General features: G+C 66.0%; 17 protein-coding genes. 11 read left to right on the top strand and 6 right to left on the bottom strand.

Annotated features, from left to right (window positions below; all coding sequences use genetic code 11):
• Positions 1 to 21: 21 nt before the first annotated feature.
• Both ACSQ24_RS20740 and ACSQ24_RS20735 read right to left on the bottom strand, forming a co-directional pair.
• Positions 22 to 597, bottom strand: a complete 576-nt coding sequence (locus ACSQ24_RS20740) for a recombinase family protein (protein ID WP_436096505.1) — start codon at positions 595 to 597, stop codon at positions 22 to 24.
• A gap of 117 nt (positions 598 to 714) precedes the next feature.
• Positions 715 to 1,380 carry a DUF4145 domain-containing protein gene (locus ACSQ24_RS20735; RefSeq protein ID WP_436096504.1) on the bottom strand — a complete coding sequence of 222 codons (666 nt, stop codon included), beginning with the start codon at positions 1,378 to 1,380 and terminating at the stop codon, positions 715 to 717.
• Between the two features lie 332 nt (positions 1,381 to 1,712).
• On the opposite strand from ACSQ24_RS20735, the gene ACSQ24_RS20730 reads away from it, so the two are divergent.
• From ACSQ24_RS20730 to ACSQ24_RS20710, 5 genes are all read left to right on the top strand, one after another.
• Positions 1,713 to 2,450: a DUF3800 domain-containing protein gene (locus ACSQ24_RS20730; RefSeq protein WP_436096503.1), complete on the top strand. Its 738-nt coding sequence runs from the start codon at positions 1,713 to 1,715 to the stop codon at positions 2,448 to 2,450.
• 220 nt (positions 2,451 to 2,670) lie between these two features.
• Positions 2,671 to 3,408 carry a hypothetical protein gene (locus tag ACSQ24_RS20725; protein ID WP_436097936.1) on the top strand — a complete coding sequence of 246 codons (738 nt, stop codon included), beginning with the start codon at positions 2,671 to 2,673 and terminating at the stop codon, positions 3,406 to 3,408.
• 655 nt (positions 3,409 to 4,063) lie between these two features.
• Positions 4,064 to 7,048 (top strand): autotransporter outer membrane beta-barrel domain-containing protein, encoded by a 2,985-nt coding sequence (locus ACSQ24_RS20720; protein ID WP_436096502.1) that lies wholly within the window; start codon positions 4,064 to 4,066, stop codon positions 7,046 to 7,048.
• A 9-nt stretch (positions 7,049 to 7,057) separates the two neighbouring features.
• Complete coding sequence (locus ACSQ24_RS20715) at positions 7,058 to 7,696, top strand: hypothetical protein (RefSeq protein ID WP_436097935.1); 639 nt, start codon at positions 7,058 to 7,060, stop codon at positions 7,694 to 7,696.
• A gap of 180 nt (positions 7,697 to 7,876) precedes the next feature.
• Entirely contained in the window at positions 7,877 to 12,259 is a 4,383-nt protein-coding gene (locus ACSQ24_RS20710; protein ID WP_436096501.1) for an autotransporter domain-containing protein, read from the top strand.
• Between the two features lie 11 nt (positions 12,260 to 12,270).
• Here the strand turns inward: ACSQ24_RS20710 and ACSQ24_RS20705 are convergent, their stop codons facing one another.
• The 3 genes from ACSQ24_RS20705 to ACSQ24_RS20695 form a co-directional block, all read right to left on the bottom strand.
• Entirely contained in the window at positions 12,271 to 13,128 is an 858-nt protein-coding gene (locus ACSQ24_RS20705; protein WP_436096500.1) for a PCC domain-containing protein, read from the bottom strand.
• Entirely contained in the window at positions 13,125 to 14,765 is a 1,641-nt protein-coding gene (locus tag ACSQ24_RS20700) for an acyl-CoA synthetase (RefSeq protein WP_436096499.1), read from the bottom strand. The genes ACSQ24_RS20705 and ACSQ24_RS20700 overlap by 4 nt, the downstream gene beginning before the upstream one ends.
• A gap of 163 nt (positions 14,766 to 14,928) precedes the next feature.
• A complete protein-coding gene (locus tag ACSQ24_RS20695; RefSeq protein ID WP_436096498.1) occupies positions 14,929 to 15,786 on the bottom strand; it encodes an IclR family transcriptional regulator in 858 nt (285 codons plus the stop codon).
• A 191-nt stretch (positions 15,787 to 15,977) separates the two neighbouring features.
• Between ACSQ24_RS20695 and ACSQ24_RS20690 the strand changes: the two genes are divergently transcribed.
• The gene (locus tag ACSQ24_RS20690; protein WP_436096497.1) at positions 15,978 to 17,876 is read left to right on the top strand and encodes a TRAP transporter large permease subunit; all 1,899 of its coding nucleotides are present in this window, start codon (positions 15,978 to 15,980) and stop codon (positions 17,874 to 17,876) included.
• 160 nt (positions 17,877 to 18,036) lie between these two features.
• A complete protein-coding gene (locus ACSQ24_RS20685) occupies positions 18,037 to 19,050 on the top strand; it encodes a TRAP transporter substrate-binding protein (RefSeq protein WP_436096496.1) in 1,014 nt (337 codons plus the stop codon).
• Between the two features lie 159 nt (positions 19,051 to 19,209).
• On the opposite strand, the gene ACSQ24_RS20680 is transcribed toward ACSQ24_RS20685, so the two are convergent.
• Complete coding sequence (locus ACSQ24_RS20680) at positions 19,210 to 20,385, bottom strand: hypothetical protein (RefSeq protein WP_436096495.1); 1,176 nt, start codon at positions 20,383 to 20,385, stop codon at positions 19,210 to 19,212.
• 256 nt (positions 20,386 to 20,641) lie between these two features.
• Between ACSQ24_RS20680 and ACSQ24_RS20675 the strand changes: the two genes are divergently transcribed.
• From ACSQ24_RS20675 to ACSQ24_RS20660, 4 genes are all read left to right on the top strand, one after another.
• Positions 20,642 to 20,905, top strand: a complete 264-nt coding sequence (locus ACSQ24_RS20675) for a hypothetical protein (RefSeq protein WP_126113652.1) — start codon at positions 20,642 to 20,644, stop codon at positions 20,903 to 20,905.
• A gap of 140 nt (positions 20,906 to 21,045) precedes the next feature.
• A complete protein-coding gene (locus ACSQ24_RS20670) occupies positions 21,046 to 22,233 on the top strand; it encodes an acyl-CoA dehydrogenase family protein (protein WP_436096494.1) in 1,188 nt (395 codons plus the stop codon).
• 235 nt (positions 22,234 to 22,468) lie between these two features.
• Positions 22,469 to 23,086, top strand: a complete 618-nt coding sequence (locus tag ACSQ24_RS20665) for a TetR/AcrR family transcriptional regulator (RefSeq protein ID WP_436096493.1) — start codon at positions 22,469 to 22,471, stop codon at positions 23,084 to 23,086.
• A gap of 75 nt (positions 23,087 to 23,161) precedes the next feature.
• Positions 23,162 to 25,480 carry a putative bifunctional diguanylate cyclase/phosphodiesterase gene (locus ACSQ24_RS20660; protein WP_436096492.1) on the top strand — a complete coding sequence of 773 codons (2,319 nt, stop codon included), beginning with the start codon at positions 23,162 to 23,164 and terminating at the stop codon, positions 25,478 to 25,480.
• Positions 25,481 to 25,487: the final 7 nt, after the last annotated feature.

Here is a 25,487-nt window from a genome sequence, read left to right as displayed (position 1 = left end):
GACAGCCACGCGGCTTTGGCGCTATGCCGCTTCCTGAGCTTCCTTCCGGGCCTTTAGGATACGGTGGACGCTCGCCTTACCGATGCCGAGCCTGCGGGCAATCTCTGACAGGCTGACCTCCTTAGCGGCCAGCTCGGCGACCTGAGCCTCCTTGGCCTTGGCTGTAGGAGCCCGGCCCTTATACTTCCCTGCGGCCTTCGCTTTGGCGATACCCTCACGCTGACGCTCCAGCATGATCTCCCGCTCAAACTGCGCCACGCTCCCGAGCACGTTGAGCATCAGGCGTCCCGTAGGCGTCCCGGTGTCGAGGCTCATGGACAGGATGCGGAGGCTCGCGCCCTTGCCTTCGATGGCCTTCAGGAGGTCCATCAGGTGAGCCATCGAGCGGGCGAGGCGGTCCAACTTCGTGACCACGAGCGCGTCACCCTGCCGGAGGTTGTCGAGGGCGCGGGCAAGCTCCTGCCGCTCCCCTACGTCTACCGACGACACTTGCTCAACATAGGTCCGCTCGCACCCGGCCGCTGCAAGGTCACGCTGTTGAGCGTCCAAGCCGGCTGTCTGGTCGAGGGTCGAGGTGCGGGCGTATCCAATGAGCATGGCGTGGTCTCCGAGAGGCTAGCGTTCCACTAGGCTCTTAGAGTTCGCACTGAATGTCAATGGGCCATTCTTGCGGAACGATTTCGCTCGATCCGGAACGGTCCATATGAGCCTGCCCTATTGGGCCGAGAAGGTTCCCTGTGGCTGGCCGAGCATCTGGTCTTCACTCGCTCGTTCAACCTTTTTGTCCAAGCTCGCGAGAAGGGAAGGCCCATTGTCCATCGCCCATTTGGCTGCCTCTGGCGTCAGCTCTCTAGAATGAACGGCTGCGTTGAGGAGCGGTAGCAAATCGCTAATGACGCTCGCCTCTTGAGGCGTCAGGACGCCCTTCGAGCGTAGCCAGCGAACTTGCTGAGGCAGCATTGGGCGGGAGGAACCCGAAGGCGTTTTGCCCTGTTCCCAATCAGACTTCAGGAAGAGCGCATTGAGTCGGCGCTCAAGTTCGATGCGCAGGCCAGCTAGAGCAAGGATTGGATCATCGTTGAAAACGGCCTGATATGCAGGTGTTGGTACGCGATCAGCAGGCTCATGAGGCAAAAGGCCAGCGTCCTTGGCTTTTTCTGCAACCTCTTCGAGTTGCTGCATTTCGACGGACACCCCGCCAGGCAGTTCGAGGCGCTTTACGAAGCGCAGCAGCCACGGCAGGACAGCGAGTACAGAGAGCCCAAGGGCTACCAGCGTCAATGGCTTAACGAACGAGTCGATGATTATAAGGACGACCGCGAACAGCGCGATCCAATGCTGAGGCTGAGCATCACTTAGCCACCATCCCGGATGGAGCAACCGGCTTCCATATTGTTGCCACCACGTTCGGACTGACCACTTTTTCATTATTTCATCAACTCAGGGCCCGCATCTTCGGTCAAGGGCTGCGTAGTTGGCCTCCACAGTAGGATCAGAGTCCGCTTCTCGTCCTCTGCGGCGGGGCCAGCATCTCGACGCCCTCCGGCACTCGGCAGGTTCCCGTGATGTCACCTACAGGAAACGCGAGGGTGCCACGGGGGGAAATCCGAAAGCGGCCGGAGAGAGGAGGGCTTTCACATTTTGGCGGCTGAATATGCGAGGATCGCGAGAACACCTTCGTCATATAATCTGAACTAGCAGTCGGATCGCCCATGCGCGTCTACGTTGATGAGAGCATTCACGACAGCGGCGGCTTCATAGTCGTTGCAGCCGTTGCGAGCGCCGGACCTATTCAGTCGATCATGGACGATGCCTTACGAGCGAGCGGTTTTGTGCCCGGTCGCGACGAGTTCAAAAGCTCTTCGAAGATGCTGGGGAACGAGAAGGCGCAGCTTTTGCGGGATCGTATCAAATCCCTTCTAAATACAGAATGTAAGATCGCGATTGCGGTTTGTGATGTCAGCGAACGCAATAGCGTTATGGCCTACGGGGGGCAGCTTGCAGCCCATATCGCCCGCAATAAAAGCCCCGGCAATGGAGTCGTCTATTTCGACGGCGGCATGAAACGAAACGCGCTGGATTTGCCCCTTGGCTGGCAAACAGAATGCGACTGTGACTCTCGGAAGGTAGCAGGGATACAGCTCGCCGATAGTGCCGCGCACACTGTTTCGATAGTGATCCTAGGTGCGATGGGATTGTTCACTAAAACCGTCCCCATGAGCAACTTCGATCCAACTGATGATGGTGAGATAGCAGTCGCATGGGAACTGTGGGCATCGACAAGATACGCTCTTGCCGGTGGCGAGCCCGTGAGCGGCTACGATGAGGAAGGATGGTGCGATCCGCTGATGAAGCCATTCGGCTTGATAGTGTCTGACAAGTGCTCAGCCGAGGTTAAGTCTGCTGTCGAGAGGCGGCTTTCGTCAGTATGGGTAGGATGCATTCACTGAACGGCTAGAGACCTTCCCGACGCACCAATACCGTGCCGCCCCCTTCATCCCCACTTCAAAGCCCGTCAACTGCCCGAATAACGCCCCTTTCCGAAAGTCCTCATCGACCCCCCAAGCCGGAATACGTCTTTGCTTCCGGCTCTCCAAAACCCAACCATCTGAGGGGGCGGGGGATCGGGATGCGGCCGGAAAGGGCTTGGCAGTGAGATAGGGGTTGGTCGTGTTCAACCATGAGCGTCTTTACGCCGTTCGTCGCCTGATCTTTGACTATCTCCGCAGTCCCTCGCTGCGCCACCTGCGTGACCCTCACTCGGTCAATGGGTTCGCGGAGCGCATCGTCAAAGCCATCGACCGGGAGCAATCTGTCTGGCGTAAGTGGGAAGGCGCACGAGAGGACCTGATACGAGCCGCTGCCCTGTGCTGGGTACCTGAGGATGACCTCCGGGAGTTCCTCAACAGCCTGCCCGGCCCTCGGCTCACGGGGACCGACGTGGCTCAGCGTCTCAGGGCGATCCACGCAGAGCCGAATGGGGCCTATCCTGACGAGGACCTTCGCAAGGGGTGTCTGGCTCTCTATGCCCGCGAGATCGAGGAAGGAACGGAACTACCGGCGATCATTGGTGCTCTCCAGGAGTACATAGAGACCGAGACCGAGCGTCAACGCCTTGCGCGTGAGAACGCATGGCGCCAGCGCGTCCAAGAGGAACGAGACGCATTGGAGCGGCGGTTTCTCTCCGGGGCCGACTGTAGGTGGACCCACTTGAGCGGTTCGCGAGACCTCTACATCCGCAAGAATGGTCGAGCCTACCGGCTGGTTCTCAATAAAGAAAAACGCTGGGACCTGTTCCGGATCGAAGCAGCGACGGACACGGGCGCCATGGTGGGCACCTATGGCTCACGAGGGGATGCCGGCAAAGCCCTGACCAAGTTGGCCTACGAGCCCGAGCCTCGTTGGTAGGTGTAAGGCCGCTCTTGCAGTTCGGTACAAACATGAAGTACAAAACATCATCGGCTTCAGGCTGAAAAACGCAGTAAAATCAGCAAATGGTAGCCTCCGGTGGGAACTTCGAATCCCTCTTGCGGCACCACCACTCTCCCTCCTCACGTTTCGTCAGAGTTCACGCGGCGCCTTCGCATGTCACGTGCGCCTCCGAAAGGATGTTGCGGGTTCTGTTGAGCAAGGGTGTTCCACCCGTCAGCCCTGCGACTTTCAGCGGTGCGGCGTGTCCAAGTCGTTGTATTGGGCGCCTGGCTATTGCCATCCCGGCCGGGAATCATGACGGTCCCGGTCCCGGTCCCACTGACGTGCCTGCAGCCCCGGAAGCCGGGCAGGCCAGAGCGCGCGGATTGCTTCGGATCATTTTAGTCAGCGTTAACTAAGGTTCACCCGTCGGATCCAGGTCGTATTCGACAGGGCGGCGCGATCATGTTTCCATCCTCCAGGCTATCGAAGTTAAGCCTATTTGATTCACGAGCCTATGCGGAGGTAGTGAATGTCGCGGCTACGCCTCTCAAAGCTCCCGCGCACAGCCATTTTGTCGGCGCGCAAGAGCAAGTGTTTGTGCGATTGTTTACCGCTATTGGACGGACGTCGGCACGATACGCGCAGGGCCGTGCTTTTCGTCTCCGCGAGCGTCATCGCCATTGGGTGGCTAGGTGCCGAGAGCGCATGGGCGCAGACGACTTGCGCTATCCCGGCAGGCAACGGAGGCGTTGTCCAGAACGGCCTCCCGCCCTGCGTCGTCGGCGATATAGCCGTCGGCTTCGGTACCGCGATCACAGCGACGAATAGCGCCGATGTCACGGCCAATGGCTTGGTCTTGGCCCAGGGGTTCGGTACCGGCATTGACGCGAGCGGCAATTCGCTCGTCACGGTCAATGGATCTGTGACGGCGAGCGGCCTCGGGTTGAGCGCGAGCAGCGGCGCCCGCATCGAGGCCAACGGCATTGTGCTCAGCAACGATGGCGGCGGCGGCGCCATCGCCATGAGCGCGAACAACGGGACCATCATTGCGCGCGGCGTCACCGTGAACTGGCCGAGCGGCGGCGGCCAGAGCCTGGTGCAGGCGCTCGGCGGAGGCCTCATCCAATTCACTGCCGGATCCGCGATCAACAACCCAAATGGCGGCATCCCATCGGCCCTCCTCTCGGACGGGGCCGGCAGTCGTATCCTTGCCGACGGGCTGTCCATCTCGTTGGGCAGCGCAGGCGGGATTACCGGGGCTCAGGCACAAAACGCAGGGGCAATCAGCTTCTCCGGAAGCAGCCAGATCAGCTTTGCCGGCGGCGGAGGTAGCACTGGCCTGTTGGCGACCGGGGTTGGCAGCATGATCGCTGCTCAGGACCTGACCATCACCGCAGCGAACGGCGGCGGCAATGATGTCGGCGCCAGAGCTGAGGCTGGTGGCGTGATTCAACTGGGCGGCGGCAGCATCACCATCAACGGTGCCGGCGGTGGCGAAAAGGGTCTGCGGGCGACCGATGCCGGCAGCGTGATCTCGACGACGAACAACACGGTCAGCGTCACCGGCGGCGGCGGCAACGCCGGCGTGAATGCCGTGAACCGCGGTCGCATCGAGACCACCGGCGGCTCTGTCTCGGTCGTCAACGGCGCCGGCGGCCTGCTGGAGAACAGCGGCATCGCCAGCATGACCGGGACCAATGTGACCGCCTCAGGCAATGGCGGATTCGGCTTCCTGCTCAACAATGGAGGCATCAACCTGCTGCGCTATGGCAACGGGGTTATCCAGGCGAGCGAGGCTTCCTTCTCTGTCCAGGGGGCAACAGGCGACATTATCCTGAACGGCACAACTGCCGTCGCGAACAACAATACGTTGTTGGAGACGAACGGTGGCGGAAGCACGCTTTTCACCGCCCGGGGATCAACGCTGCGAGGGGTTGTGACCACACCCGCCGGGAACACCAGCAGTCTTGTCCTGGCGCAGTCTTCAGTCTGGACGATGACCGGAAGCTCGACCGCCACGAACGTCGCCAACAGCAACAGCCAGATCGTGTTCACGCCGCCGACGGGCGACGCCACTCAACTGGCGAGCTACAAGACGCTCACCGTCACCAACTATATCGGCCGGGGTGGCTCTCTCGCCCTCAATACCTTTCTTGGCGCCGACAGCTCACCGTCCGACCGCCTGGTCATCGGCGGCGGTCGTGCGTCGGGTACCTCTTCGCTTCTGATCAGCAACACCATCGGGCCGGGCGATCTCACGCAAGGCAACGGCATTCTCGTCGTCGACGCGACCGATGGCGGCACGACCAACCAGGGCGCGTTCTTCCTGGGCAGGCCGGTGGTCGCCGGTCCTTATGAATACGCTCTCATCCGCGGCAGCGTGGACGGCTCCGGACCGCAGAACTGGTATCTCCGCTCGGACGGCGCAGTTCCGCCACTCCCACCGGCGCCTAGTCCAACGCCTGATCCCGGACCGGAACCGACGCCTGGTCCCGACCCCGATCCGGGACCTACCCCGGCGCCATCGCCAGCCCCGCAGCCATCGCCCACCCCGAATTTCCGGCGCGAGGTCTCGCTCTACGCCGCGCTGCCCTCGATGGCTCTCATCTACGGCAGGACGATCATCGACAGTCTGCACGAGCGTCGTGGGGAACAGCGCACCCTCGAGCCGCTGCCGGTAACCGAGCAGCGCTATATCTGGTGCAAGGATCCCTCGATGAATTACCGCTGCACCACGACCGTTCAGCTCCCCCCGAGCGCCGTGGCGCAGCGAAGCTACGCATCAGCCGGCTGGGCTCGGATCATCGGCAGCCACGGCGAGCGTGATAACGGTGTGAACGGCATTTTCCGGGGTGGGCCGAGCTTCGATTACGACATCTTCGCCCTCCAGGCTGGCCTCGACCTCTATCGCGGCCAAAATGCCGACGGCTCCCGAGACCACGTCGGCATCTACGGCGTGATTGGTCGTCTTCAGGGCGACGTCAGGCACTTCAACGGAATCAAGGCTGGGACCAATACGATCGACGGCTACTCGCTCGGCGCCTACTGGACGCATTTCGGCGCGTCGGGCTGGTATCTGGACGGAGTCGTTCAGGGCACCTGGTACGATGTCGAGGCCGACTCCAAGCGCCTGATCAGTTTGAAGCGTGAGGCTTTCGGCTTCGCCGGTTCTCTGGAAGGTGGCTACCCAATCCATCTTGGCAATGGCTGGCTTATCGAGCCTCAAGCTCAGCTGATCTATCAGACGCAAGTGAACGGCTCCGGTCACGACGGCGCCGCCCTTGTCCGCTTCAGCGATGTCGAATCCCTCGCTGGTCGGCTAGGCGCGCGGCTGGCCAAGAGCTGGACCCTGGAAGAGGCCACGGCGCAGTCGCAGCCGCGAATGATGACGGCCTGGCTCAAGGCCAGCGTCTGGAACGAGTTCCTGGGAAGTCCCAAGGCGTCTTTCTCATCCGCCACCGGCTTTATTCCGTTCCGTTCGGATCTGGGAGGAGCCTGGGCCGAAATCAAAGCAGGCGTTGACGCGGCGATCACCCGGAACACAGCACTCTATGCATCTGCCGGCTATTCTGTTGGCTTCGACGGTCGTTCCCATGCCTATGACGGCCGCGTTGGCATCAAGATCACTTGGTAGCCCTTCCACCTGATCGGCAAGCTCTACGAGAACACCTCGATCATCACCGCCGCAAATGCGGCCTTCGCCGATTGGCCGCAGCTCTTCGCAGAGATGGCGACCGGGATGCTCGATCGGTTCGCCGACCGACGGCGCTTTGCATCCTCATCCCTGTGCCAAAAGCCCCGCCGGCTCCCGCCGCGAGGGTTTGAAGGCGAGCGCAATCCCAAGGGGTGCGCGGGGTCCGGGTGCGGCAGCTTTCGCCGCTGTGTCGAATGTCGATGTCGAAATGTCGAAGCGGCTTGGAGTTGCCGCTCCCGAACCCCGCGCGCGGTTCTCTTCAGGTGCCTCGCCGTACCATCGGGTCGGGCAGACCCGGCTTCGCCCGGACGAGGCCCTCCGCCATCATCGACCCGCAACGGTCGGTCAGGACGGACACCGCTCTCCCGCCCGGCCGCACGATGCCTCGCGACAGCCCCCTTGGTCGGGTGGGACGGGATGAGAATACGCCAGGTTTCGAGGGCGGGGATTGATTGGCGAGTTATCCCCGCAGGTTCTATCCCTCAGGCTTGTATTGCCGCGAGCGCCCGATCTCGCGCCCCGCGCTCGCCAAGACAAGTGCGAGCCCTCTGCGGGCTGTGTCCGGCTTGTCACATGCTCGAAAGTTAATTGGATGTGAACAGCGGTTCATTGTGCCGGCACTTCGATGACGTAAGGTCGTGCCACGGGCGGGGTGGGACAGTGTCAGCCAGACGAAGAATGCAGGCGAGCCCGATGCGGCCGACGGCGGAGTGCGTCTTGCCGGCGCAAGGGCGGCGGCCTGCACTCGGCCATGCGCTGATGCGGCCTATGACGGCTTCGCTTGATGACGCGCGTTTGCTAAGCCCGCCCCCCATCGTCAGGCATCTTCGCGCTCGGCTCGCGGCCGCCTCGATTCTCGCCCTCCTCGCCGCGATGCTGGCCACGCCAGCTCTGGCCAATGGCGGCAGCGGCGGCGACGAGCTGGGCGCACCCGGCACCGGCGGCGCCGGCGGGGTCGACAATCCGACCGGCGCTGGCGGGGCCGGGAGCAGCGGCACCAACGTTGTCAGCGGCGGCGGCGGCGGCGGCGCAGGCGCCGTCACGGGCGGGGCCGGGGGCTTTCGCGGTTCCGGAGTTCCCGGTTTTGGCGAAGGCGGCACGGGCGGCGTTCACGGCTCGGTCGGCACGGACCCGCCGGCTGGCGCCAGCGCCGGCAGCAATGGCGGTGCGGGGAACGATGGCTTCAGCTGGAGCGGCGGCGGCGGCGGCGCCGGCGGCTATGGCGCGGTCGTCACCGGCGCCGGGACGGCGGGTACGATCACAGGCGCCGTCACCGGTGGCAATGGCGGGGCTGGCGGAACCAGCATTGTCGACCAGAGCGGCTCCGGCGGCTCCGGCGGCATCGGCCTGCTCTTCACCAACGGCAGCTTGCCGACCACGCTCGTCGTCAACGGCACGGTCCAGGGCGGCAACGGCGGCGCGGCGGGCGCGGGCGGCTCGGGCTCGAGCGCCAATGGCCTCGGCGGCTTTGGCATCGTCGGCTCCAATCTGCACATCACCAACAACGGCACGATTTCGGGCGGGCTCGACGGCGGCGGCGGGCTCCTCAGCTCTGCTATCGTGTTCACGGGCGGTGCCAACTCGCTCACCTTCGGCAACGCCAGCTCCGGCCTCACCGGCGAGATCACGGTCGGCGGCGGCACGCTGACCTTCGCCCAGCCGACCTACGTCATGGTCGACAACGTGATCAGCGGCGCCGGCGCCGTCATCAAGACCGGTGCCGGCACGCTCGAACTCTCCGGCGTCAACAGCTACGCCGGCGGCACCACGATCAATGCCGGCAAGCTCTCGGTCGCCGCCGACGCCAATCTCGGCGCCGCCGCCGGCGGGCTGACGCTGGATGGCGGCACGCTCCTGGTCAGCGGCAACGTCAGCACGGCCCGCACGGTGACGCTGAACGCCGGCGGCGGCACGGTCGAGGTCGATGCCGGCCGCGCGCTGTTCGTCTCCATCGCCGGCAGCATCACCGGCGATGGCGGGCTGACCAAGATCGGCGCCGGCACGCTCGCGATCCAGGGCACCAGCGACTATAGGGGCGCCACGCTGGTCCAGGCCGGCCGGCTGGTCGCGAGCTCCGATACGGCGTTCTCGGCCAATTCCGACTATACGATCGCTGCCGGCGCCGTGCTCGAGATCAGCGACGTCTTCATCGCGCCCGTCGTCGGTTCACTCTCGGGCGCCGGCGCTGTCGAGATCGGCTCGGGAGCGATGCTGGTCACCGGCGCGACCAGCCGGACCGCGACCTTCTCCGGCAGCTTCTCCGGCAATGGCTCGCTCGCTTTCACCGGCGCGGGCACGCAAATCTATACCGGCACCGGCACGCTCGGCGGCGGCTTCTCGATCTGTGCCTGCGACACCGGCCAGTTCATCATCCGCGGCGGCTCGCTGACCTTCGGCGACCATATCGACATCGGTGGTGGCACGCTCGTCGTCGACCAGGGCGGCACGCTCACCAATCCCGGCTGGGGCCTCGTCGTCTATTCCAATCTGCGCATCGACGGCGTCGGCTCCTCGGTCACGACCGACGTGTTCCTGCTGCAGGGTCTGGCGAGCAACGCTTCGCTGATCATCTCGGGCGGCGCGAGGCTGACCGTCACTCTCGGCGCCGCGGTCCAGGCCGATTTCGGCGGCAGCGCCAGTGCGCTGGTGACCGGCGCGGGCTCGCTCTGGACCATCCCCAACACCTTCGCCATCGGTCCCGGCTCGGCGGATCCGACGTCCGTCACCCTCGCCGAGGGCGGCGAACTCCGGATCACCGCGGGCGACCTCGTGATCGACACGCTCGGCACGCTCAACCTCGGCAATGGCGGCACGGCCGGTCTGCTGACCATCGCGGCGGGAGCGATCGTCAACGACGGCGCCATCGTCGCCGACTTCACCGACACGGCGACGCTGGCCTATGACATCTCCGGCTCGGGAACGCTGACCAAGCGCGGTTCCGGCGTGCTGACCCTGACCGGCACCAATACCTATACCGGCGGCACGACGCTGGCGGGCGGCGTGCTGAGCGTCGCGGCGGAGGCCAATCTCGGCGATGTCTCGGGTGCGCTGACCTTGAATGGCGGTGTGCTGCAGGTGACGGGCACGACCTTCAGCCAGACGGCGCGCAACATCGTCTTCGGCGCGGCCGGCGGCGGCTTCGACATCGCCGCAGCCGGCAACACCTTCACCGTGACGCAGTCCTTCTCGGGCACCGGCTCGCTCTCGAAGGCAGGGGCCGGCACGCTCCTCCTGACCAACACCCATAGCTACGCCGGCACGACGACGGTCTTGGGCGGTGTGCTCCGGGCCGGCCGGATCGGTTCGTTCTCGTCCAACTCGGCCTTCACGGTCGCGGCCGGCGCGACGCTCGACCTTGCCGGCTTCAATCAGACGATCACCTCGCTTGCGGGCGGCGGCACGGTCAGCTTGGGCGCCGGCCGACTGGCCACCGGCTCCGACAACTCATCGACGACCTTCTCGGGCTCGATCTCCGGGACCGGCGGCTTGACCAAGACCGGCACCGGGACATTCACGCTGACGGGGACGAGCAGCTATAGCGGCGCGACCACGGTCAACGCCGGCAAGCTCGTGGTCAACGGCTCGGTCGCGAACTCGGTGACGACGGTCAATGGCGGCGCGGAGCTCGGCGGTACCGGCACCGTCGGCGGCATCGTCGCGAATGCCGGTGGCACGGTCGCGCCCGGCAACTCGATCGGGACGCTCAACGTCTCGGGCAACGTCGCCTTTGCGAGCGGCTCGACCTATCGGATCGAGATCAATCCGGCCGGGCAGGGCGACAAGATCCTGGCTTCGGGGCTGGCGACGATCTCGGGCGGCACGGTCGCCGTGCTGGCCGAGAGAGGCACCTACGCGGCGTCGACCAGCTACACCATCCTGACCGCTTCGGGTGGGGTCAGCGGCCGCTTCGCCGACGTGACCTCGGACCTCGTCTTCCTGACGCCGTCGCTGGCTTATGACAGCAACAACGTCGTCCTGACCATGACCAGGACCGCCACGAGCTTCCCGGAGGTGGCGGGGACCCGCAACCAGGCCTCGATCGGGCATGCAGCCGAGGCGCTCGGCGCCGGCAACCCGATCTACGACACGCTGCTCTCAGGTACCGCCGCCGAAGCGCGCGCCGGCTTCGACCTGCTCTCGGGCGAGGCCCATGCGCAGGCCGTCAGCGTGATGATCGACGAGAGCCGGCTGGTGCGCGAGACCATCCTGGGCCGCCTGCGCGGGCCGCTGCTGACGCAGGTGCCCGGCCAGGTCGCGGCGGGCTTCAGTGCCGATCTGCCCGGCCGCAAGGGTGCGGTGCTGATGAGCGCGCCGCAGCCGCGCTACGCACTCTGGGGCGAGGCCTTCGGCGGCGCCGGCAACACCAACGCCGACGGCAATGCCGCGAGCCTTGGCCGCCGCAGCGGCGGCGCCCTGCTCGGCGCCGACCTGATGCTCTACGACAATCCGGGCTCGTCGCTCAGGGTCGGCGTCGCCGGCGGCTACAGCCAGTCGCGCTTCGATCTCGATGCGCGGCGCTCCTCGGGCAAGCTCGAGAGCGGCCATGCCGGCCTCTATGCCGGCGCCCGTTTCGGCAACCTCAGACTCGATGCGGGCCTGGCCTACTCATGGTCTGAGACCGACATCCGCCGCCAGGTCCAGATCCGCGGTTTCGGCGATGCGTTGCGCCTGCAGCGGCCGGGCGCGGTGGCGCAGGGCTTCGCCGAACTCGGCTATGGCTTCGCCTTCAGCGGCTTCGCGCTCGAGCCCTTCGCGCAGCTCGCGCTGATCCGGGTCAGCACGGATGCCGGCACCGAGCAGGGCGGCGCCGCGGCGCTCCGCGTCCTCTCCTCAGAGCAGCTGCTCGGCTTCAGCACGCTCGGCCTGCGGGCCGAGGCGCAACTCGGTACAGCCCCGCTGTTCGCCCGCGCCATGCTCGGCTGGCGCCACGGTTTTGGCGAGCTCACCCCGATGGCCAAGACCGCCTTCGCGCTCGGCACGACGCCGGCCCAGGTCTTCGCCGCCCCAATCGACCGCGAGGCGCTGGTCGCCGAAGCCGGCCTCGACTGGCGCATCTCCTCTGCCACCGCGCTCGGCCTGACCTACTCGGCCGCCATCGGCGAACGCTCGCGCGACCACGCCCTCAAGGGCAGGGTCGAAGTCAGGTTCTGAGGGGAGGCGCTCTACTGCGCCTCGAGCACCAGCTCCAGCGTCATCAGCACCGGATTCTCGCCGCGCTTGAGCGCGCCTTGCGCCAGGCCGCCGGTATAGTCGACCAGCGCGATGGCGAGTGCCGCTTCCGGCTTGCCGTCTTCGCCGGGCGCGACATGGCCGGCGGTGATCGCGATCTCGGTGGCGAAGGGCTCGATGACGCGCTCATCGGCGAAGCGGGCGCCGATGGTCGAGCCGACGCCGCCATGGATGACGGCATGCGTTATCCCGCGCTCGGCGCAGAACGCTTCCAGGGCGGTGAAGACATCGCGGTTCGGCCGCAGCCGCAGCACGAAGAAGCGGCCACTGGCGTCCGCGCCGCGGCTCGGCCGCTCGGCCGGCATGAACAGCTTGAAGTTGGTCTCGGGGTCATGGCCGGCGACGAAGCCGGCGCCATCCAGCCCGACCGCATCGACGCTGATCGGCTCGGCCAGGAAACTCTGGTCCGGCAGGATATGGCCGCCATTGTGCCTGCCGTCGGCCTCGCGCCAGAGCGCGTGGCCATGGAAGAACGGGGCGCCGTCGCGCTCGCCGAAGGTCAGGGCCCCGGTCTCGATCCGGGTCACGCCATCAGGCCGGAAGGTCTCGCTGTAGAAGGCGGCATGCTCCGGCGTCGCCGAGAGCGCCGGCATGACATAGGCGAAGGGCGCGAGCGCAAGCCCGGTGGGCAGGCGCAGCACGCCGCTGGAGAAGCCCTGCGCGGCGAAGGCCTCGGTGATCGCGTCGAGCAGCAGGCCGGGCTTCAGCTCCAGCGTGAGCTTGCGGCCGCGCGCTTCGACCCATTGGATGCGCTCGGGCTCGGCCGGCCCCGGCTGCTCTATTCGCCTCATGCGGCCGATCCCGGTGCACGAATGAAATCGAGCAAGCCGCGCTTCTCCAGTTCGTCGCGCACCAGCCGCTTGGGCACCTTGCCATAGCCGGACTTAGGCAGCTCCTCGAAGAAGAAGAAGCGCTTCGGCATCTTGTAGCGCGGGATCTTCTCGGCAAGATAGTTTGCCAGCTCATTTTCATCGATATGACTGCGCGCAACGCAGACTGCGATGCCGATCTCGCCCCAGACCGCGTCGGGCACGCCGAGCACGGCGGCCTCGGCGATCGCCGGATGGGTCAGGAGCTTCTCCTCGATCTCGCGCGGATAGATGTTCGAGCCGCCGGAGATGTACATGTCGGAGGCCCGTCCGGTGATGTAGACGAAGCCCTGTTCGTCCATATGGCCGAGGTCGCCGGTGCGGAACCAGCCGTCGCGGAACGACTTCGCATTGGCTTCGGGGTTCTCGTAATAGCCGGCGAAGACGGCCGGGCCGATCACGCAGATCTCGCCGGTCTCGAACGGCTTGAGCTCCTCGCCCGCGTCGTTCTGGATCGCGACCTGGATGCCGGTGCGCTCGATGCCGCAGCTGCCGATGCGCGCGGCCGGCCCGTCCTCTTCCTCGTGCAGATAGGGCGGCAGCACGGTGATGTTGCCGGTGACCTCGCCGAGGCCGAAATACTGCACCAGCACCTTGCCGAGCTTGGCGAGCGCCGTCTTCTGGTCCTCGCGATACATCGGCGCGCCGGCATAGATGACATGGCGCAGGCTGGAGTGGTCGTGCTGGTCGACGGCCGGATGCTCGACCAGCATCTTCAGGATCGTCGGCACGGTGAAGATATTGGTGACCCGGTGCTTTGCGATCAGCCGGAAGGCCTCGTCGATGTCGAAACGCTCGGTCGGCAGGAGGATCGTCGGCGCGCCTCGGGCGGAGAGCACGAGCTGATGCACGCCGGCGCCATGCGAGAGCGGCGCGACCACGAGCGATGCATCCTGCTCGGTCGAACCGGGTACCAGATCGGCAAGGTGGTTGGTCACCACGAAGCCCATCTGGCCATGGGTCAGCACCGCCGCCTTGGAGCGGCCGGTGGTGCCGGAGGTGAAGAAGAACCAGCAGGGATCGTCGCGGTCGACGGCCGCATCCGGCACGCGGCTGCCCTGATGCGCGGCGATCGCCTCGGTCAGCGTCGTCTCGCCGAAGGCGCCGGCGCCGATCCGCCAGATGAATTCGAGCGCCTTGCTCTCCTTGGCGACGGCCTCAGCATGCTCGGGGAAATCGCCATGGCAGAGGAAGCCCTTGGCGCCCGAGGAGGTCGCGAGCCAGGCGACCTCGTCCGGCATCAGCCGGAAATTGGTCGGCACCCAGACGGCGCCCAGCCGGAAGGCGGCGAACATCGAGACGAACATCTCGTTGCAGTTCTTCGAATGGACGAGGATGCGGTCGCCCTTGCCGATGCCGCGGGCGGCAAGCGCGGCGCAGAGCGCATGTGCGGCCGCGTCGAGCTCGCTCCAGCTCCATTGCCGCTCGCCCCAGATCAGCCCGGGCCGGTCCGCGAAGCGGCGGGCGTTGCGCGTCAGGAAATGCGCGAGGTTCATCACCCGCGTCGTGACGGGCTTTTGCCCACCCGCCGGGCCGGCGCCCGTTCCCGAAGTCGTCATGGTGCAAGCCCTCCCCCCGCTTGCGGTGGGGAGGGTTGGGTGGGGGGCTGTGCCGCTCGGCGAAACATCGAAGAAGTCCCGAATCCTGCTTTCCGACCCCCCATCCCTAGCCCTTCCCCACCGCAAGCGGGGGGAAGGGGATTCGCGCCTCCTCCGTTTGTCGTCATGGCGTCGTCTCCGCTGTCCTGATTTCGTCTTGCGCGGGCTGCTCCGGCTTCGTTCGCCGCTCCAGCATGGCGACGATCCGCGTCTCGACCTCTCGCGCCTCATGGCGCAGCACGACGGCGAGTTCCTCCTGCCGCTGCGGCTGCATGCGTGAATCGATCGCGGCGATGCTGAGCGCGCCGGCGACCCGCCCGTCGGGGTAACGCACGGGCACGCCGACGCCCCAGGAGCTGGCGACGATGTGGCCGGGATTGAGGGCGAAGCCCTGGCGCCGGGTCAGGGCGATCTCGGTCCTGAGCTGCGCCGGCGAATAGGCCGGGTAGCGCGCGTCGAGGATGGCGCGATTGGTCTCGATGATCTCCGCGATCTCGTCGTCCGGTAGCGCCGCCAGCATGGCGAGCGAGCCGGCGCCGACGCCGAGCGGGTGCTGGTCGCCGGCCTGCAAGGCATGGGTGCGCACCGGCCAGGTCCCTTCCTCGCGGTGCAGGCAGATGACGAAGCGGTCGCGCCGGATCGAGAAGAAGCTGGTGTCCTGGGTCGTGTCGGAGAGCGCCCGCAGACTCGGCATGGCAAGGTCGAGCAGCCCGTGGCGCTGGCCTGAGAGCAGGCCGAGCACGAAGGCTTCCTCGCCGAGATGGTAGCGCCGCGTGCGCGCCTCCTGCTCGACCAGCCCGGCCCGCATCAGTGCCAGCAGCAGGCGCCGGACGGTCGGCTTGTTCAGCCCGCTATCCTCGACGATCTCGCTGAGCGGCAGGCCGGATGCCGTCTCGCGGCCGACGAGCGACAGCAGCCGCAAAGCGCGGTCGACGCTCTGCGAACCTGACAGATCGGGCGTCGTGATGGCCTCGGGCTGCATTTCCTCTGCCGTATTGGGTCCATGATGCGGACCTCTCTTCTGCTTTAAAGGTGTAGATGGCTGCGCCAGCGATTGCAACAACAGCCGATCCGTGTATGTTCCAGGCGGAACGAGCGAGCTAAATCGCCATAATGTGGACCCCTTGCGATCGGCGATGCCGACGCGGCGGGCGGATGGGAGGAGCGGCCCTTATGGCCGAAACAAGCACGAGCGCAGCCGCCGGCGCGCATGCCAGCGATGGCGTCGCCGCGGTCCTGGAGAGCCTCGACCATACCCCGAAGCGTGTCGGCTCGGCGCTGGTGCGCCCGCTCGAGGTGATCGCCGCGATCCTGCTCGTCGCCATCGTCACATTGCTGCTTGCCGGCGTGACCTCGCGCTATGTGCTCTCGATCCCGGTGGTCTGGATCGATGAGGCCGCCTCGATCTGCTTCCTCTGGCTCGCCATGCTCGGTGCCGCCATTGCGATCGACCGCAACGAGCATCTGCGCCTGACCTTGTTCGTCGGCATGTTGCCGGAGCGCTGGCGCGGTCTCGTCCATGCCTTCGGCCTGCTCGCGGTCGCGACCTTCCTCGCGGTGATGACCTGGCCGGCGATCGATTATGTCATCGAGGAATCCTACGTCACCTCGGCGGCGCTCAACATACCCTCGAGCTACCGGGTCTCGGCCATCGCCTTCGGCATCATCGCCATGCTGGCGCTGGTGCTGACCTATGCGGTGCGCACCTGCACGCTGCGCGACCTCCTGATCTCGGCTGCGGTGATCGGCGTCGTCGCGGCCGCCTTCTTCCTGCTGACGCCGGTGTTCAAGACGCTGGGCTACGTCAATATCGCGATCTTCCTGCTGGGCGTGGTCGGCCTCTGCCTCGTCGCCGGCATCCCGATCGCCTTCTGCTTTGGGCTGGGCGCGCTCTGCTTCCTGTCGTTCAGCACCACCGTGCCGATCTTCGTGATGATCGGGCGCATGGACGAGGGCATGTCGAGCCTGATCCTGCTTTCGGTGCCGATCTTCGTGCTGCTCGGCTGCGTGCTCGACGCCACCGGCATGGGCAAGGCGATCGTCGACTTCCTCGCCTCGCTCCTCGGCCATGTCCGCGCCGGCATGTCCTATGTGCTGCTCGGCTCGCTCTTCCTGGTCTCCGGCATCTCCGGGTCCAAGGTCTCCGACATGGCGACGGTGGCGCCGGCGCTGTTTCCCGAGATGAAGCGGCGCGGCTACCAGCCGAAGGAGCTGATCGCGCTGCTCTCGACCGGCGCCGCCATGGCCGAGACCGTACCGCCCTCGATCGTCCTGATCGTGCTCGGCTCCGTCGCCGGCGTTTCGATCGCCGGGCTCTTCACCAACGGCCTCGTCGTCGCGACCGTGCTGTTGCTCGTGCTCGCGATCCTGGCGCGCTGGAAGGCCCGGGGCGAGATGCTGAAGGGCGTGCGCCGCGCCCCGTTCGCGACGATCTGGAAGACGGCGCTGATCGCGGCTCCCGCCCTCGTCCTGCCTTTCCTGATCCGCAGCGCCGTCGGCGGCGGCGTCGCCACCGCGACCGAGGTCTCGACCATCGCCGTGCTCTACGCGCTGATCGTCGGCATCGTCCTCTATGGCGGCATCAGCTGGCGCACCTTCTACGGCATGCTGGTGGAGACCGCGGCGCTCTCCGGCGCGATCCTGCTGATCCTCGGCACCGCCTCGGCCATGGCCTGGGCGCTGACCCAGACCGGCTTCGCCCGCGATCTCGCAGTGGCGATGTCGCATCTGCCCGGCGGCTGGATCAGCTTCATGGCGGTGACGATCGTCGTCTTCATGATCCTCGGCTGTGTGCTCGAGGGCCTGCCGGCGATCGTCCTGATGGCGCCGCTGATGTTCCCGATCGCCAAGAGCCTCGGCATCAACGACATCCACTATTCGATGGTCGTCGTCACCGCGATGAATATCGGCCTGATGACCCCGCCAGTCGGCATCGGCTTCTATATCGCCTGCAAGATCGGCAATGTCGAACCGGACGAGGCTATGGGCGCGATCTGGCCGTACCTGCTGGCCCTGCTCGCCGGCCTCGCCATCATCGCCTATGTGCCGTCCTTCTCGACGATGTTCCTGTGATCGTGATGGCGCACATGTTTCGTCATGCCGTCATTGCGAGGAGGCCCTGCCGACGAAGCAATCCAGGAGGATTGCGCGAAACCTTCTGGATTGCTTCGCTTCGCTCGCAATGACGACGAAACCTGATCGCCGATAACAACGAATGTTTGGAGGAAACATCATGTCGATTTCACGCCGCACGATTCTGCAGGGCGCCACCGCCGCCGCCACGGTCGGGACCTTCTCGATCGCCCGCGCCCAGACGCCGGAATTCACCTACAAATACGCCAACAACCTGCCGCTGGCGCATCCGATGAACGTCCGCGCCGCCGAGGCGATGGAGAAGATCAAGGCCGAGACCAATGGCCGGGTCGTCATCCAGATCTTCCCGAACAACCAGCTCGGCTCCGACACCGACATGCTGAACCAGGTCCGCTCCGGCGGCGTCGAGTTCTTCACGTTGTCGCCGCTGATCCTCTCCACCCTGGTGCCGAACGCCTCGGTCAGCGGTATCGGCTTCGCCTTCCCGGACTATGACTCCGTCTGGAAGGCGATGGATGGCGAGCTCGGGACTTACGTCCGTGGCCAGATCGCCAAGGCGAACCTGCACGTCCTCGACAAGATCTGGGACAACGGCTTCCGCCAGATGACCTCGTCGAAGGGCCCGATCAACTCCCCGGCCGACCTCAAGGGCTTCAAGATCCGCGTGCCGGTCTCGCCGCTCTGGACCTCGATGTTCAAGGCCTTCGACTCGGCCCCGGCCAGCATCAACTTCGCCGAGGTCTATACGGCGCTGCAGACCAAGATCGTCGACGGCCAGGAGAACCCGCTCGCGATCATCGCGACGGCCAAGCTGTTCGAGGTGCAGAAGTACCTCTCGCTCACCAACCACATGTGGGACGGCTTCTGGTTCCTGGCCAATCGCCGCGCCTGGGATCGGCTGCCACAGGACCTGCGCACCATCGTCGCCAAGAACATCGACGCCGCCGCCCTGCTCGAGCGCGCCGACGTCGCCAAGCTCAATGCCGGCCTGCAGGCCGAGCTGACCTCGAAGGGCATGGTCATCAACCCGACCAAGGCCGACGAATTCCGCGCCGCGCTGCAGAAGGCCGGCTTCTACGGCGAGTGGAAGGGCAAGTACGGTGACGAGGCCTGGGCGATCCTGGAGAAGGCGGTCGGCGGCAAGCTGGCCTGAGTTCTTCGGACTGACGAACCACACCGTCATGGTCGGGCTTGTCCCGACCATCCACACTTCTGCCGTCATTGCGAGCGCAGCGAAGCAATCCAGGATGTCTCGCTCCGTCCCTTCTGGATTGCTTCGTCGGCTTTGCCTCCTCGCAATGACGCGCAAGCCTTAACCGCCCTTCTTCGCGGCCTTACCTGGCTCGCTGAAATCGAGCTGCTTTTGCAGGCCGAGCTGGACCACGAAGGCCGGCACCGCTTCCAGCCCGGTGTCCTTGGTCTTGCGCCAGGCGGCCGAGGCGGTCGCGGTCATGCCGTCGCCGAGGCCGCGCGCATAGTCGAGGCCGATGCTGGAGGTCCGCGTCGTCGAATCGAGCCCGAGATAATCCTCCAGCTTCTGCCTGATAGTGAGGGAGAGCGCGTTGGTGTCGTTGAAGCGCGCGGTGAGCTTGCCCTCGTGCTGGGTCACGAGATTGACCACGGCGAAGGGCAGGGTGGTGTCCTCGACGGTCCGGCCCGACGACAGGTCGAGCGTCAGCCGCTCATAGGGAACGCGCAGCTTGGCCGTATAGAGCAGCGTCTTCTCGTTCTCGAACTCCTTGTCCGGGAAGATGATCTGCAGCGGCGAGAGCGAGGCCTCGAAGCTCGCGCCCGCCAGCGCTGTCGAGACGAACAGGTTGGGCTGCAGCCGGTAATTGTCGCGGCGCAGGCCGAGATAGTCGGTGCCGTTGGTGAAGCGCGTGCGTGACGCCGTGAAGGAGACGCCGATCTCGGTCTCGCCCTGGCGCCAGGCGATACCCGGCGTGATGCCGAGCGTGGTGAGGTTCTCGTCCTGCGGCAGGAAATCGCCGCTGGCGAAGACGTTGCGCTCGTTCAGGGCGGCGAGCCGCGCCTCGGCATTGGCGAAGAGCCTGATGGAGCCGAGGCTGAGATTGAGCCGCTCGCGCCAGGTCAGGCTGCTGCGGCGACGCGACCAGGTCTGCTCGTTCTCGAGCGCGAGCGAGGATTGCAGGGTAAGGTTCTCGCCGATCCCGGTTGCGTGCTTCAGCGTCAGCGTGTGCAGCCGGCTGGCGGCGAGTTGGCGTGGATCGTATTGGGTGTCGACCAGGAGCAGGTCGAGCCCGTAGCCGTCCTGCACCGTGCCGCGCAGATAGTTCCAGCTCGCAAAACCGGTCAGCGTCGGGCTGCCCTTTTCGCCCTTGCTGTTGGTCGGGCTGGAATCGAAACCGCCGCGCAGGCCGACCACCGCCGTCGAGACCAGAGTCTCCGCCGCCTTCTCTTCGGCCATAGCCGGAAGAGTGCAGAGCAAGGCGCAGACAAGCACGAATACCCTACGGACAGGACGCATGACATCACCCCTCTAAGATAAAGATAGGTGATCATGCCTAATGGCTGGTTAATCTAGCCAAGATATCGCCGGAGTCTTCAAGAATAGATTCCATGAAATACATAATATGCGAAGCTGTATTGGTTTCTGTATTCAAGTGCTCTCCGGTTAAGGCTAGCAAGTATGGTTAACAATACGTTCAGATTGTGCTCAAAGTGAAGCACAACCATAACGTGTATATCGCTTCGACACCCGGAGCGAGAGCAGGGAGAGAAAGATGAAATACGCAATTGTTCTTGCCTCGATCGCTGCCTTTTCCGTCACCCCCGCCTTCGCCGGCAGCAAGGGCGGCCGTGGCGGCGGCCTTCTCGGCGGTCTGGTCACCTCGGTGGCCTCGGTCACGACCGCCGTCTCGAACGTCAAGGTGCTCAACAACGTCTCGGTGCTGAGCGGCAACGGTATCCTGAACGGCAACCGGGTCAGCGTCGGCCGCGGCGGTATCGGCATCGGCAATGGCGGGCACGGCTGCGGCTGCAACTGAGCCCTGAGGAGAGCTAGGCCGGTCGACGACACCGGCCCGGAGGAAGAGAGGAGCGAGCGCCGCTCCTCTCTTCTTCGCGGCATTCGGGAGTTGTCTACCTGCCGACCGGTAGGGTAAGCTAGCGCGGAGGCACAGGGAGCATGCTGGCGGCGATGGACAGTTTCGATGCGGCTGGCGGCGGGACACTCCGTTCGCCCTATTTCAGCGAGGAACACGAGGCGCTGCGCGATCAGTTGCGCCGCTTCGTTACGACTGAGGTCAAGCCGCACGGGCTCGCCTGGGAAGAGGCCGGCATGGTGCCGCGCGAGGTGCTGCGCCGCATGGGCGAGCTCGGCTTCCTCGGCATCCGCTACCCGGCCGAATATGGCGGCTCCGAACTCGACACGCTCGCGACCGTGGTGCTGGCCGAGGAACTCGGCCGCTCGACCTTCTCGGGCTTTGCCATCACGGCGCTCGTCCACACCGACATGGCCTCGGTCCATGTCTTCAATGCCGGCAGCAAGGAGCAGCGCGACCGCTGGCTGCCCGATGTCATCGCCGGCAAGGTGATCTGCGCCATCGCCGTCACCGAGCCCGATGCCGGTTCCGACGTGAAGGGCATTCGCACCTCGGCGCGGCGCGAGGGCGATTCCTATGTGCTGAACGGCGCCAAGATGTTCATCACCAATGGCGTCCACGCCGATCTCTACTGCGTCGCCGCCAAGACCGACCCGTCGGCCAAGCCCTCGCAGGCGGTCTCGATGTTCCTGGTCGAGAAGGGCACGCCGGGCTTCCGCGTCGGCCGCGCCCTCGACAAGCATGGCTGGCGCTCTTCCGACACCGCCGAGCTGATCTTCGAGGATTGCCGGATTCCGGCCGAGAACCTGCTCGGCGGCGAGGGGCGCGGCTTCTACGCGATCATGCGCAACTTCCAGAACGAGCGCACCGTGATCGGCGCCATGGCGATGGGCGAGGCGCAGGCCGCGATCGAGCTGACGCTCGATTATGTCCGCACGCGCATGGCCTTCGGTGCGCCGCTCTGGGAAAAGCAGGCGATCCGCCAGAAGCTCGCCATGCTCTCCGCCAAGGTCGAGGCCGGGCGCCAACTCGTCCATCACGCCGCCTGGCTCGACGCCAGGGGCTTCGACGCGACGCGCGAGGTCTCGATGGTCAAGGCTTATTGCGGCGAGCTGGTCAACGAAGTCATGTACGCCTGCGTCCAGTTCCACGGCGGCATGGGCTTCATGCGCGAGAGCGCGATCGAGCGCATGGCCCGCGACGCACGCGTCCAGGCGATCGGCGGCGGCGCCACCGAGGTCATGCTCGAAGAGGTGGCGAAGCGGCTGTGACGATGCGCTACCGTCTTTCCGGGGCGCTGCGCAGCAGCGAGCCCGGAACCCATGAACACGACCTCTCTCCGTCATGGTCGGGCTTGTCCCGGCCATCCACGTCTTCCTTCGGGCGGTGCGGTGTTCAAGACGTGGATGCCCGCCACAAGGGCGGGCATGACGGGCTGGATTGGCGTCGTGGTCATGGGTTCCGGGCTCGTGCCTGCGGCACGCCCCGGAATGACGGGAGCGGTTCATGAGCCAGGCAGTGGCAATCTCCCTCGCCCGGCCAGGAGGTGGTTCCCGCCGCCTGATCCTCGATCATGCTGCACGTTTGCTGCGCAGCAATGGCTATCACCAGACGAGCCTGCGCGAGATCGCCGAGGCGGTCGGCATCCGCAAGGCCAGCCTCTATCACCACTTCGCCTCGAAGGAGGAGATCGTCGAGGCGGTGGTCAATGACGGTGTCCGCCGCGTCCACGAGGCCGTGGCGGCAGCATTGGCCGCTGCCGGCGAAATTGATCCGCGCCGCCGCCTCGCCGCGGCGATCGCCGCGCATCTGGCGGCGCTGCACGGGCATTCCGACTACACCTGCGCCAGCATCAAGGTCTTCAGCTTCGGCGAGAACCCGACGCCGGAGAGCGTCCGGCGCATCCGCCGCGACTATGAGGATGTCTGGCGCTCGCTGATCGAGGAGCTCGCCGGCGCGGGCGCACTGGCGGCCGGGGCGGCGCCGGAGCGGCTGCGCCTCTTCCTGCTCGGGGCGATGAACGGCTCCGTCGACTGGTATCGCCAGGGGCGCTTCGACATCGCCCAGCTTGCGGATGAGCTCGCGGCGCTGGTCGCGCCGGTCAAGGCCGGCCGAGGGGGCTAGCCAAGACTATTGGCCAAGACAGCTGGCCGCTTCGCCTTAACCTCGCTTTGACCAGCGCCGGGTGACGGTACGCGCATGACGCGCGACGGCCTGTTTCGATTCGGTGGTGAATTCCGCGATTCCCTCCGGGAGGCGGCGTTCCGCGATGCGCGCTTTGCCGAGATGCTCCGGCAGTGCCGCCTGATCTTCCTGATCTCGGCGATCCTCAACACGCTCTTCCTCGCCAGCGACTGGCGTTTCCACGGCACGCCGCATGTCTTCGTCGCCGTGCCGGCGCGGCTCGTGGTCGTCTTCGCCTCGCTGCTCTGCTTCGCGCTGGTGCGCCGGGCGACACGGTTCTCGCAAGCTCAGGCCGTGCTGATCGGCTGGGAGGTCACGACCGGCCTTGCGGTCGCGCTGCTGGTGTCGTCGCGCAGCGATCTTGCGCTCTTCGTCGTGCTGATGCTGCCCTCGATCTTCTACCTGGTCGCGCCGACGGCCTTTCGTTGGACCATGGTCCTGGGTGTCGGTTGCAGCGCCCTGATGCTAGTCGGCTATCTTGGTCGCGGGCTGCTGCCCACGACCTTGCCGGGCCTGATCCTCGTCCTCGTCATGCTCAATTTCGCGCTTGGGCTGGTCGTCGTGCACGGCAACCGCCTGCGCCGGCTCGAATGGGCGGCGACGCAGGCCGAACGGCAAGCCAAGGACGAGCTCGTCGCCAGCCAGGCGATGATCGAGCGCATCTTCATGGCGGTGCCGATCCCGCTCATCGTCACCTCGCGAGACGAGGGCCGCTTCCTGCGCGGCAACGATGCGGCCAAGCGCTATTTCGGCGAGGAGGTCACGCAGGCCCAGGTCCAGGATATCCTGCTCGATGGCGGCAACCGGCGCATGATCGCCCGCTTGCTGCACGAGCAGGAGCAGATCAAGAGCCATGAGGCGAAGGTCCGCGACGGCAGCGGCGCCGTGCGCGACGTGCTGATCACCGCGACGACGCTGCCGATCGGCGAAGCACCGGCGGTCGTCGCGGGGATCGTCGACATCACCGACCGCAAGGCGGCCGAGGCGCGGACGCGCCTGCAGGCGACACATGACGCGCTGACCGGCCTGCCGAACCGGCTGCTCTTTGGCGAGCGGCTGCAGCAGGGACTGGCGCGCATGGCGCGCAAGGGCGGCGCGGTCGGGCTCTTCCTGATCGATCTCGACGACTTCAAGTCGATCAACGACACGCTCGGCCACGATGCCGGCGACGCGCTCCTGATCCAGGCGGCGGGGCGGCTTGCCGCAGCGATCGGCCCGGAGGACTTCGTCGCCCGCCTCGGCGGTGACGAGTTCATCGTTTTGTCCGCCGAGCGGCTGACGACAATGCAGGCCCTGGCGAAGGGTGAGCGGCTGATCGAGGCGCTGCGCCAGCCCTGCGAGCATGCCGGGCAGACGATCGCGACGCGGGCGAGCCTCGGCATTGCGTTTGCGCCGGAGCATGACCGGGATGCCGTCGAGCTGATGAAGGACGCCGATCTCGCGCTCTACCGGGCCAAGGCGAACGGCCGCAACATGGCGATCGTCTACGAGCCGGCGATGCGCGCCGCGATGGCACGCCGCGTCGCCGTCTGCCAGGGGCTGGCCGGGGCGCTGAAGGAAGAGCGCATCCTGCCCTTCTACCAGCCGCAGGTCGCGCTCGACACCGGCCGGATCATCGGTTTTGAGGCGCTGGCGCGCTGGCGTCATGCCGAGCGCGGCATCATCCCGGCCGCCGCCTTCCAGGAAGGTTTCCAGGACGCCGAGATCGCCGCCGGGATCAGCGATGCGATCATCGCCGCGGCGGTGAGCGACCTGCGGCACTGGCTCGATGCCGGCCTCGATGTCGGGCACGTCCATGTCAATCTCTCGGCGAGCGTCTTCCGCGACCCTGCGCTGCCGGAGCGCCTCCTGGCGCAGCTGGCGGCCGCCGGCGTGCCGGCCGATCGCTTCGGCGTCGAGGTCACAGAGACGGTGCTGCTCACCCGCGATGCCGACGAGGCCGAGCGCACGCTGAAGACCCTGCGCGCGGCGGGCCTGCGTGTCGCGCTCGACGATTTCGGCACCGGCTACGCCTCGCTGACCCATCTCAAGCGCTTCCCGGTCGACGCCCTCAAGATCGATCGCGGCTTCGTCAGCCATGTCGCCGAAGGCAGCGACGATGCGGCGATCGTGCGGGCGCTGATCCGGCTTGCGGCCGATCTCGGTCTCGACGTCATCGCCGAGGGGGTCGAGACTGCCGAGCAGGAGGCCTTCCTGCGCGAGCATGGCTGCCGCTTCGCCCAGGGCTATCGCTATGCCAAGCCCGCTCCTGCCGGCCGCGTGCCCTGGCTCTTGCAGCTTCCGGATCTGTTGCCGAAGAACGGCGCCATGCATGGGGATAGTGCCGCCGCCTAAGCCGGCG

The sequence above is a fragment of the Allobosea sp. LjRoot237 genome, from assembly GCF_964253285.1.
Classification (GTDB): Bacteria; Pseudomonadota; Alphaproteobacteria; order Rhizobiales; family Beijerinckiaceae; genus Allobosea.
Note: the sequence above shows the minus strand (reverse complement) of the source record. Positions and strands in the feature narration are given on the sequence as shown.